The sequence below is a fragment of the Natronomonas sp. genome (assembly GCF_046483325.1).
Classification (GTDB): Archaea; Halobacteriota; Halobacteria; order Halobacteriales; family Haloarculaceae; genus Natronomonas.
The window spans coordinates 48,288-57,911 of record NZ_JAWODL010000010.1 but is presented as its reverse complement, the minus strand read 5'-3'; the positions used below and the strand labels follow the sequence as shown (position 1 = coordinate 57,911).

Sequence of the window (9,624 nt, the reverse complement as noted above, 5' to 3'; positions counted from 1 at the left end):
ACGATCTCGTCGATGTCGACCTCACTTAGGTCAGGCTGGCCGGGCCAGTCGGTCGGCATCGGCATCTCCTCGAACTGTTTGAGCGCGCGGAGACGACGTTCGAGCATCCACTCCGGTTCGTCTTTGTCCTCGGAGATGACGCGGATCGTCTCCTCCGTGAGACCCTTCTCGGTCTTGAACGCGGAGGACTCCCTCTTTTTGAACTCGAATCGGGCCTCGGTGTCGGTGTCTTGTAGGTGTTCTTCGGAACTCATTGGTTGTAATTACGTCTGTGTGGTTATAGGGTTGTGCGTAAATGTGAGTGGTTACGCGGTCTCGTAGACTTCCTCGCGGACCCAGTCGTAGCCTTTGTCCTCGAGTTCCTCGGCGAGGCTCGCGTCGCCGCTCTTGGCGATCTTCCCGTCCAACATCACGTGGACGTGGTCGGGTTCAACGTAGTCGAGGACCCGCTGGTAGTGGGTGATCTGGAGGATCCCGGTGCCCTGCTCGTCGCGGAGGGCGTTGATCCCGTCAGAGACGTCCTGCAAGCGGTCGATGTCCAGCCCCGAGTCGATCTCGTCGAGCACAGCGATCGAGGGTTCGAGGATGGCGGCCTGCAGCACCTCGTTCTGTTTTTTCTCTCCCCCGGAAAAGCCGGCGTTGAGATAGCGGTGGGCGAACTTCTCGTCCATGTCGAGAACTTCCATTTTCTCTTGAAGGATCTGCTGGAACTCCGCGACGCCGACTTCGCCCTCGTCCACGTTGCCCTCCATCGGGGACGTGTCGTAGCCGGCCTCTTCGTCTTCGTCGTCGTCGCCTTCCTCGCCCTCGCCCTCGAAGAGTTCCTCTCGCTCCTCGAGTTTTGCGTTGAGCGCCGTTCGGAGGAAGTTCACCATCGTGACGCCCTCGATTTCGGCGGGATACTGAAAGCCCAAGAATATGCCGAGCGCCGCGCGCTCGTTGGGTTCGAGTTCGAGCAGGTCCCAGGTGAGCTGGTCGTCATCGATGTCGACGCCCTCGAACTCGTCCTCTTCGATATGGAGCAACACTTCGCCGTCGGTTACGTCGTAGGCGGGGTGTCCGGCGATAATCTTCGCCGTCGTGGATTTCCCGGAGCCGTTCGGTCCCATCAAGGCGTGGATCTCGCCGGAGTTGACCTCGAGGTCGACACCGCGGAGGATCTCCTCACCGCCCTCTTCGGCGACCGATGCGTGCAGATTTTTGATCTCTAATGTGGCCATAGGCTTGTCTACTGCAATATACTGTCGTGAAGCGCATAATAGTTTCGAGTTACGCGTGATTTGCCTTTTTGATTTACAAAAATAATTTTCCATGCCGAAAGCTACCGTGCGTCGGTTCGTCCGCGCTCATCGCTCCGAAGCGGTTACATAAAGCTCTCGAGACCGGTTTGTTCCTGGCCGCTTTCGACCTCGTCCCACGAGATGTCGAGTGCTTCGAGAATACGAGCGATGGGCCCTTTCAGCGTCTTATCGAGCATCTTCTCGTAATCGACTTCGAAGTCGTCGGGAACTTGATCCTCGAACTCGAAGCAGATGACTGCGTCCCCGCTCTCGGCTTCCCGCCGGAACTCGCCGTAGAGCGAATCGGTCGACGGATCGAGATCCATCTCAGTTTCTAGTTCGCGGAAAAAAGAGGAGTGAACGTTCTTTAGGTAGAGTCGCTTGGGTTTCGAACCCCGTCTGAAGTTCGTCCCGAGGAATCGGTTCGCGTACTTCGCGCCCCGTACCTGGGCCGTATCGGTGTCGTAGTTATCGAGTTTCTTCCCGATTCCGCCGGGGATACCGATCTCCTCGAGGCTCACCTCGCCAGCCCGAACCCGCTGGATAACGTCGTGGACGTACGTTTTGATCTCTTCGGGATCCTCGCCCGTGACGATCATCTCGAGAACTCGCTTTTGCACCTCCTTCGTGATCGGCGCGATGTCCGAGCGCTTGTACTCGAAACCGGTGATGTCGATGTCGTCGACGTCCTTGCCCTCCTTCCAGATGATGTGGCCGGCGTACCGCTTCTTTTTCCCCGCCTGGAAGAATCGTCGGTAGAGCTTCTCGAACTCGATCTGGAATCGGTGCGTCTGCGCGTTCAACTGTTCGGCGAACTCGTCGTAGGCGTCGTTGATGTGCGATTCGATCTCGAAGGACTGCTCGATCGCCTCGGCTTTGGATATCTCGCCTCCGAGTTCCAGCATGATGGAGTCCGTGTCCCCGTATGTCACTTCGTTATCAATTTCGGCGGCGGACCGCTCGGTGAACTCGATGACGTCTCGGCCGGTCGCGGTGACGGCCGCGCCCATCTCCTTGTCGTACAACCGGAACCGATCCCAGCCCAAGACGCCGTATAAACTGTTCATAATAACCTTCACGGCCGCTTGCTGGCGGTCGTAGGTGTCGTACGCGTCGGACCCGGGATCGTGGTCGTTCCGCAATCTCTTCTTCCGCTCGCGCTCGGCCAGCAACTCGTCGACCATCTTTCGGATCATGCCGTCCGGCTCCTTCTGAAAGTGCGTTCCGTTGGGGGCGAGGTACGTCTCCCCATCGTACGCATCGGGATCGACTTTCGTCTCCGGCGAGGCGTTGATCGTGACCATACACATGGGGTAGAGGCTCTTTAAATCGAGCACGCTGACCATCTCCTTGACGCCGGAGATCGGATCGAAGACCGCGCCCCCTTCGTACTCCTCGCTCTCCTGTTGTCCCTTCGAGGGGAGGGCGAACTGGCCGTGGATCTCGTGGAGGACGTACATGTCGACCGCGTCACCGGGCGTCGTCGCGTCCTCGAGTTTGCAGCCGACGAAGGTCGCGACCTCCTCCCAGAAGGGGATGATGTTCTGTTTTCGATCTAACTCGACGCACAGTTCGACGTCCCGGAGATTGTATTCGAGCAGCCGCTCAGGGTCGTCCCCCCAGAGGTCCCCGATGTTGCCGGGATACCGCTCCTTGCCGACCCCGAGTTCTTCCTCGCCGACGGCGTCGAGACGGTACGAATCAAGTTCGGAGAACTGGGTCCGCTGGTACGCATAAAGGAGATCGAAGACGACCCGGCCCTTGATGTTCGGTCCACCCCAGCCCGAATCCCAGACCTCGTCGATGCGCGACAGCCGATCCGACTGGAGGGCCTCGTGTCGCGACGAGAGCCGGTCGATACGGTCGATCAGATACGGCGCGTCGAAGTCGTCGAAGTTCCACCCGGTCAGCACGTCCGGGTCGGTCTCGTCGATGTAATCGAGATAATCGACGAACATCTCGGCCTCCGCGTCGAACGATCGAATATCGACCGCGAGCTCGCCGTCGCCGATCGGCTCGTATCCGGGAACCGCATCGGGTGCGGCCGATCCGTCCGGGTCCTCGTAGAGCCAGATCACGTACTCATCACGGTAGGAATCGTGCGCCGTCAAACAGATGACCGTCTGCTCGCCGTCCTCCGGGAACCCGTGGCGGTCGTCGACCTCGATGTCGAGCGTGTGAACGCGGCTCTCGGCATCGATGTCGGTCGGCACGACTTCCGTGTGGTGGACTTTCAAACTCCCGTCGTCGAGCCGTCGGGCGGGCAGGCGAACACCGCTCGTGATGTCCTTGTCGATGAGTAGCCGGTTAGGAAAGAGGATGTCCGCCTCGTAGTGCTCGAACCGATCCCGGAGTTGCCCTACGTCGCGCGGCGTCTGGCCGAACACCTTCACCAGCGAATCCCCCCTGATCGACTCGTAGACGACGAGTTCCGAGTCGTCGTGGTCGCCGGTTTCGAGCCCGTCAGCCGCCCGATCGCCGTAGGTTTCGAGCCCGGTCAACCGCTCGTGGTCGAGTCGCGAATCGACGACATCGGCGTCCGTGAGCGGATCCTCGGCGTCGACGGCGAGGTCGAGCGTCGAGATCGGCGTATAAAAATATGGTCGAAACCCGTATACCCGAGCGTGGATTTGCCGATCAGCGCCGCTGTCCGTGGGAACCCGACCGAAGATGTGGAGGACGGGGTGCTCGTCGTCGCCGTGGCCGTCGACGGTGTAATCCACCTGCGTGACGGCGAACTCGACGGCACCGTCGGCGTCGGGAAACTCCTGCTCGGAGATCTCGATGACTGGCGCGTCGCCGTCGTCACCGCCCGCGACCGCCGCGGCTTCCGCCGCCGGCCTCTCACCGCCGCCGTCGCCCGAACCGCCGAAGTCCCCGAAGGTTCCCTGTTCCATGGGTTCATTGCTTGTCCCTCGGCGCTAAAAACCCCGGTGGTCCGGGGCGAGATATATAAATCAATCCCTGGGATCGGGACGCGTGTCACTCCCCGACACCGGGCCGGAGACTATATGCTGCGGCTTCATATCGCGGCTCAGTGACATACCGTGTCCGATACGAATACCACTAACCTCGAGGCGAGTCGCGTCGAGAGGGCGGGCGGGCCGGCGGTGATCGATGCGGTTCGAACGACGGAATCCTACGAAACGGACGACGGTATGGTCTTTTACGACGCCGAAAACCCGTTAGCGTGGATGCTCTCGGATCACGTCGTCGATCTCGACTCGTCCGCGTAACTTTTCGTGCCCAAGCCCGTCGGTTCATCCGTGAACTCGCTCGAAGAGGACGAATCGGACGCGTGGCCCGACGAACCGGACGAGTTCGACCCCGAAAACATCGGCCCCGAGATACCGGACACGGAGCCGACGCTCGATGAATCACTGAAGGCGACCGAGGGCGTTTCGGAGGAGCTCTTTCGAGCGTTCTGGGCGGCCGTTCTCCTCTTGAACGTCGCGCTTGCGGCCCTCTCGATCGGCGCGATGTTGATCTACTTCCGAAGCGACTACCGAACCGGTGGCCCGGTGTTACTCATCGGGATCGTCGCCGGGATAGCCACGTTCCGGTACTACTGGGGTGCAAAGACCGGGCGGTACGCGGACGACGATCCGTCGAACGAAGGAGCAACACCCGGACAGACCGACGAGAGGACAGAATGAGAGCAGTCGAACACGACGGGAAGGAGTACCTGCTGATAAAACGATCGAGTGACTCGAGCCTCGTCCGGGATCCCGAGACCGGTACCGAGCGCTATCTCCCCAACGACGAGTTGACCGTGAGTGGCGACTCACCGCTCGCGATCGCCGCTCGAAGCGTCGCCGAACCGCAACGTCGCATCGTGACAGCGGTTCACTCCGAACGACTCCTCGGATTGCTCGTCGAACTCGATACAGACGGTCCGCTTTCGGTCCGCGAACTCCTCGATAGGTACGACCTCTGTGAGTCCGATCTCCACGGCCACGTCTCGGAGCTTCGGGCGGCCGGGCTCGTTCGGGAGGCCGAACGCTTCGGCGAGCGTGGATACGCGACGACGGAACTGGCACGCGAGGGGCTCGACGCCCTACGGTAAGGCCTCGGCGATCGCCGAGCGCTCGATGCTCGATCGGTTCGTCGTCGGATCCTTCCTGACCGCGACCAGATCGTCCGCAGCGCCGACCAACTCCTCGTCGTGGCTGACGACGACGATCTGTTCGACGCCGTGCTCGGTCATGGATTCGATGAGTTCGACGAGTTTCGAGACGTGACCGGAATCGAGAAACACCGTCGGTTCGTCGAGGATGAGCGGCGGCGTCGGGGCCCGACCTTCGATCCCCTCCGAGAGGAGACGGTAGATCGCACAGCGAAGCGAGAGGTTGAACAGCGCCCGCTCGCCCCCGGAGAGTTGGTCGGGATCGAGTGGCGTTCCATCTTTTTGATACACCGTCAGTTCGTACTCGCCGTCGAGTTCGATCCGCGCGTACGAATCGTTCTGGTAGACGAGGTCGAACGTCTCGTTGAGCATCGTCTCCAACCGATCGACGTTGCGCTGTCTGAGTTCGCGTCTGAGTTCGCCGTACGTCTCTTGGAGCCGCGCCGCCTCGTCGTAGAGCGACTCCAGCCGCTCGACGGTCGATCGCAGTTCTTCGCGCTGTTCTTTGAGCGACGCCAGTTCGTCGAGCTCGTTTTTCACGGCACCGAGCCGGCTCTGGAGCTCGTCGCGTTGCTCCCGTTTGTCCTCCAAGAGCGGTTCGAACTCGGTGAGATACGACTTCGCCTTCCGCTTTTTCTCCACGGCCGTCTCGACGGCGGACTCGTCGAATTCGGTCTCGAGCTCCTCCCGCCGTTCGCGCTTGTCCGAGAGCCGTTCTCGTCGTTGATCGTTGAGTTCAGCCCTGTTCGCCCGTCGCTCGCGTAGCGTCTCGATCTCTCGTTCGGTGTCGTCGATCTCGTCGAAGAGTTCATCGATCCGTTCGAGTCGCTCCCTTCGTTCGTCGAGTCGCGCCTTCTCCCCGTTCAGTTCGCCGATGGATTCGCGGGCCGTTTCGGCCTCGCGCTCACGCTCGGTTGCCCGTTCTTCGAACTCCGAGGCGCGGGCCTCGTGGTCATCGGCCGCCTCTCGAAGTGATTCGATCCGCTCGACCGTTTCGGCCACCCGCTCACGGCGCTGCTCGATCAGCCGCAAGACGTTCTCGCGGTTCTCGATCAGCCGATCTAGTTCGGTCGCGGTCTCGCGTAGCTCGTCGGCGCGTTCGACGGTCCCTTCGAGCGTCTCGATCTCCGATTCGACCGCCTCGATCTCCGATTCGAGATCGGAGACGCGCTCGCGGTCGGCCTCGATCCCCTCGACGTGCGGGGAACCATCGATCGGCTGTCCGCACTCCGGACACTTACCCTCATCGAGCAGCCGTTCGGCTTCCTGCACCGACTCACGGGCGTTTTTCAACTCCGTTCGCAGTTCGGCGAGTCGCTCTCGTCGCGCGGAGAGGTCCTCGCGAACCGAGTCGTGATGCGCTTCGAGTTCGTCCCGCTCGGCCGGCGCCTCGTCGATCGTGACGCGAAGCGCCTCGATCCGTTCGTCGAGTTCTTCGATACGGTCGCGACGCTCGTCGAGTTCCGATCGTCCGGATTCGACTTCGGACTCGAGCCGATCCGCTTTCTCGCGTCTGTCCTCACTCTGTGTACGCAGCTCGACGGCGCGTTCTCTGGCGTTTTCGACGTCGTTCACGTGGTCTCTCGCCTCGAGCCGGCGCTCTTCGATCCGATCGCGTATCGAGTCGATCTCGTCTTCGATCGCCTCCAGACGCGCTTCGACGGCGTCGCTGTCCGGAGTGCCGAGTTCCGTCTCGGCGAGTCGTTCGTCGAGATCGGATTCGAGTGATTCGATGGTTTCCCGGAGCGAGCGAACGCGTTTCTCGATCGCCTCGCGCTCCCGTTCCGTCTCCGCGATCGTGGCGGTCAACTCCTCGATCTCCGTTTCGAGTTCGTCGATCTCCTCGCGGCTGGCCTCGTACTCCGAGAGCGTGTCTTCGGCATCTTCGAGCGCTTTTTCCGCCGCGAGACAGCCGCGCTCTTTCGTCTCGATCTCGTCCGTCACCGCCGATAGATCCGATTCCAGTTCGTTCAGTTGGCCGTGGAGGTCCGTTTTTTCCTTGTCGGCGATCGTTTCCTCGCGGTCGGCCAACAGCTCTCGCTTTCGGTCTCGGACCCGTTTGACCCCGACGCGGGCGTCGCTGGCCCGTTCCCGGTACGTTTCGAGCGTTCCGAGTTGGAGCAACTCGTCGATCATGTCCTGGCGTTCGCTCGGCGAGGCGTTGATGAGCTTGTTCACCTCGCCCTGTCGGACGTACGCGCAGTTGACGAACGCCTCGGCGTCCATCCGCAGTAACTCCTCGATGTGGGCCTCGACGTCGGTCACCTGTTCGATCGATCCGTTCGGTGTTTCGAGCACGCAGGTCGTCGTCTGCGCCGTTTCTCCCCTTATTTTCACCTCCCGATCGACACGATAATCACCACCAGCGTGCGTGAACGACAGCGCGACCGCCATGTCCTCGGCCCCGTTAGCGATCGCGTCGTCCAGCGTCCCGTCGATCGCCGAGGCGCCGTAGAGAGCGAAAAAGCAGGCCTCGAGGAGCGACGATTTTCCGCTCCCGTTGACGCCGTGGATGACGGTGACGCCCGGCCCGAGGGACAGATCGGTGTCCGCGTGGGATTTGAAGTTCCGGATACGGACGCGTTCGAACTTCATAGGTACTCACCCATCGAGGATTGACTGTCCGGTGATCCGTCTGTTTCCGGGGGCGAAGCGTCCGTAGCAGTGGACGATGCGGACGCGGATTCTGCGTCCGACCCTTCGTCCGCGTCGGACGCAGAATCGTGTTCGAGAGCCGGTTCCGGACCGGATGCCGCGTCATCCTGTGACACCCCAAACGAGTCCGGATCCGAGAGCAACTCGTCGACGCGTCGTTCGACCTCGCTCGCGACGTTCGAATCCGCGATCGAAGACGAGCGGATGGTCTCGTCGAGGTCGCGGGCGGCCCCGCTCAGTTCGATCTCTCGGAGTCGCTCTCTGACGGCCTCGTCGGGATTCGCAAAGGAGACGTCCACGTCCATCGTCTCGCTGGCGAGTTCGCGGCGGTCTTTCACCCGAGCCACGAGGGCACCTTCGTCAGTTGCGAACGATTCGATGCTGGCCGGAGAGACGGATTCGCCGTCTCCCTCCAGTGAGACGTGGACGACCGCGTCCTCGAGGTCGTACTCGCGAAGTCGGCCGTGTACGCGTTCGATACCCTCGTGTTCGCCGAGTTCCAGATCGACGAAGACGAAGGACCGCGTTTCGAGGCCCCGGCGGGAGATCCGCACGTCGCCGTCGAACTCGACGAGGTTGTACCCCCGTTCTTCGCGTTCGCCCGCGCTGGCTCGTTCCGTCGAACCGGGGTACGTGACCCAGACGTCCGAAACTTCCTGCGTCGTGGGGACGTGTTCGTCGCCCAACAGCACGGCGTCGAACTCGACGGATGCGGCTTCGAGGATCTCCGCGACGTTCCACTCGACGTTGCCGTAGTCGGGGACGAGCGGTTCGAACCGCCCGTGCGAGACGAGCGCCGCTGATTCCGCGTCGTGGGATTCGAATTCGTAGTCGAGGTCGTCCCGTTGGGCGCGCGGGACGAAGTCGAGCCCGTAAAAGGCGGTCTGTCCGACGACGACCGGTTCGTCACCGAGACGAGTCGCGAGCCCCATCACCTCGAAGAGGTCGAGCCACTGCGCCGATCGCTTGGCTTCGTGGTTGCCGACGACGGCGAGAAACGGAATCCCGGCGTCGGAGAGCGTTTCGAGCACCTCGAGCGTACCCAAGAGATCGGAGAGTCCCGGTCGGCGATCGTGAAACAGATCGCCGGCGTGGACGACCGCGTCGACGCCCGACTCGACCGCGTCCGATGCGACCTGCCGGAACGCGTCGAGAAAGTCAGCCTGCCGTGCTGGACTGTGGTACTGTCGATACCCGATATGGGTGTCCGCAGTGTGAAGCACCCGTGTCATTGGGGTGGACGTTCGCCGTCTGCTCTTAAATCGGTTCCGCGACCGCGGTGGAAGTGATCGTCGGTCGGTGAAGCGTCGCCCGCCGCCGCTCGCCGGAAGCGGCGGAAGGCCGCCAGTACTCGTCGGCCGCGTTCGCCGAGTTCGGGATCGTCCGTTGCATCGACGGCCGCGGCCAACTGGTCGAGGCCGCACCGATCGACGAAGCGGGCCGCGTCGCCGAGATCGTCGACCGACTCAGCGCCTCGCTCGATGACGGTGGCTGCGTCCGGACCAGCCAAACGGTTCAACGAAGCTTTCACTCGCGCCGTTTCCAGGGGATCTTCGGACACCA

At 62.0% G+C, this 9,624-nt stretch carries 8 protein-coding genes and 1 pseudogene; 3 read left to right on the top strand and 6 right to left on the bottom strand.

The genetic code is table 11. The features are described from left to right. The 3 genes and pseudogenes from R6U53_RS02225 to R6U53_RS02215 all read right to left on the bottom strand — a co-directional run. A pseudogene (locus R6U53_RS02225) lies at nt 1–254 on the bottom strand (Fe-S cluster assembly protein SufB); the annotation flags it as partial. Between the two features lie 51 nt (nt 255–305). Then, nucleotides 306–1,220 (bottom strand): ABC transporter ATP-binding protein, encoded by a 915-nt coding sequence (locus tag R6U53_RS02220; protein WP_410320740.1) that lies wholly within the window; start codon nt 1,218–1,220, stop codon nt 306–308. Nucleotides 1,221–1,363: 143 nt separating this feature from the next. Next, nucleotides 1,364–4,177 (bottom strand): DNA-directed DNA polymerase, encoded by a 2,814-nt coding sequence (locus R6U53_RS02215; protein WP_410320739.1) that lies wholly within the window; start codon nt 4,175–4,177, stop codon nt 1,364–1,366. A 150-nt stretch (nt 4,178–4,327) separates the two neighbouring features. On the opposite strand from R6U53_RS02215, the gene R6U53_RS02210 reads away from it, so the two are divergent. From R6U53_RS02210 to R6U53_RS02200, 3 genes are read left to right on the top strand one after another with little or no spacing between them, the layout of a single operon-like run. Then, nucleotides 4,328–4,516, top strand: coding sequence for a hypothetical protein (locus tag R6U53_RS02210; RefSeq protein ID WP_410320738.1), 189 nt, complete (start codon nt 4,328–4,330; stop codon nt 4,514–4,516). 30 nt (nt 4,517–4,546) lie between these two features. After that, nucleotides 4,547–4,936, top strand: a complete 390-nt coding sequence (locus R6U53_RS02205) for a hypothetical protein (protein WP_410320737.1) — start codon at nt 4,547–4,549, stop codon at nt 4,934–4,936. Then, on the top strand, nt 4,933–5,346 hold the full coding sequence (locus tag R6U53_RS02200; RefSeq protein WP_410320736.1) for a hypothetical protein: 414 nt from the start codon (nt 4,933–4,935) through the stop codon (nt 5,344–5,346). Before R6U53_RS02205 ends, R6U53_RS02200 begins: the two co-directional genes overlap by 4 nt. Here the strand turns inward: R6U53_RS02200 and rad50 are convergent. The 3 genes from rad50 to R6U53_RS02185 are packed head-to-tail and all read right to left on the bottom strand — an operon-like array spanning nt 5,338 to nt 9,580. Continuing rightward, the gene (gene rad50, locus R6U53_RS02195; protein WP_410320735.1) at nt 5,338–8,001 is read right to left on the bottom strand and encodes a DNA double-strand break repair ATPase Rad50; all 2,664 of its coding nucleotides are present in this window, start codon (nt 7,999–8,001) and stop codon (nt 5,338–5,340) included. The two genes, R6U53_RS02200 and rad50, sit on opposite strands and share 9 nt — an antisense overlap. Continuing rightward, nucleotides 7,998–9,293: a DNA double-strand break repair protein Mre11 gene (mre11, locus tag R6U53_RS02190; protein WP_410320734.1), complete on the bottom strand. Its 1,296-nt coding sequence runs from the start codon at nt 9,291–9,293 to the stop codon at nt 7,998–8,000. The genes rad50 and mre11 overlap by 4 nt, the downstream gene beginning before the upstream one ends. Next, nucleotides 9,290–9,580, bottom strand: coding sequence for a hypothetical protein (locus tag R6U53_RS02185; RefSeq protein WP_410320733.1), 291 nt, complete (start codon nt 9,578–9,580; stop codon nt 9,290–9,292). Before R6U53_RS02185 ends, mre11 begins: the two co-directional genes overlap by 4 nt. Nucleotides 9,581–9,624: the final 44 nt, after the last annotated feature.

Coding starts and splice junctions, on each gene's coding strand:
- R6U53_RS02220 (WP_410320740.1), bottom strand. CDS start 1,220: ATGGCCACATTAGAGATCAAAAATCTGCACGCATCGGTCGCCGAAGAG.
- R6U53_RS02215 (WP_410320739.1), bottom strand. CDS start 4,177: ATGGAACAGGGAACCTTCGGGGACTTCGGCGGTTCGGGCGACGGCGGC.
- R6U53_RS02200 (WP_410320736.1), top strand. CDS start 4,933: ATGAGAGCAGTCGAACACGACGGGAAGGAGTACCTGCTGATAAAACGA.
- rad50 (WP_410320735.1), bottom strand. CDS start 8,001: ATGAAGTTCGAACGCGTCCGTATCCGGAACTTCAAATCCCACGCGGAC.
- mre11 (WP_410320734.1), bottom strand. CDS start 9,293: ATGACACGGGTGCTTCACACTGCGGACACCCATATCGGGTATCGACAG.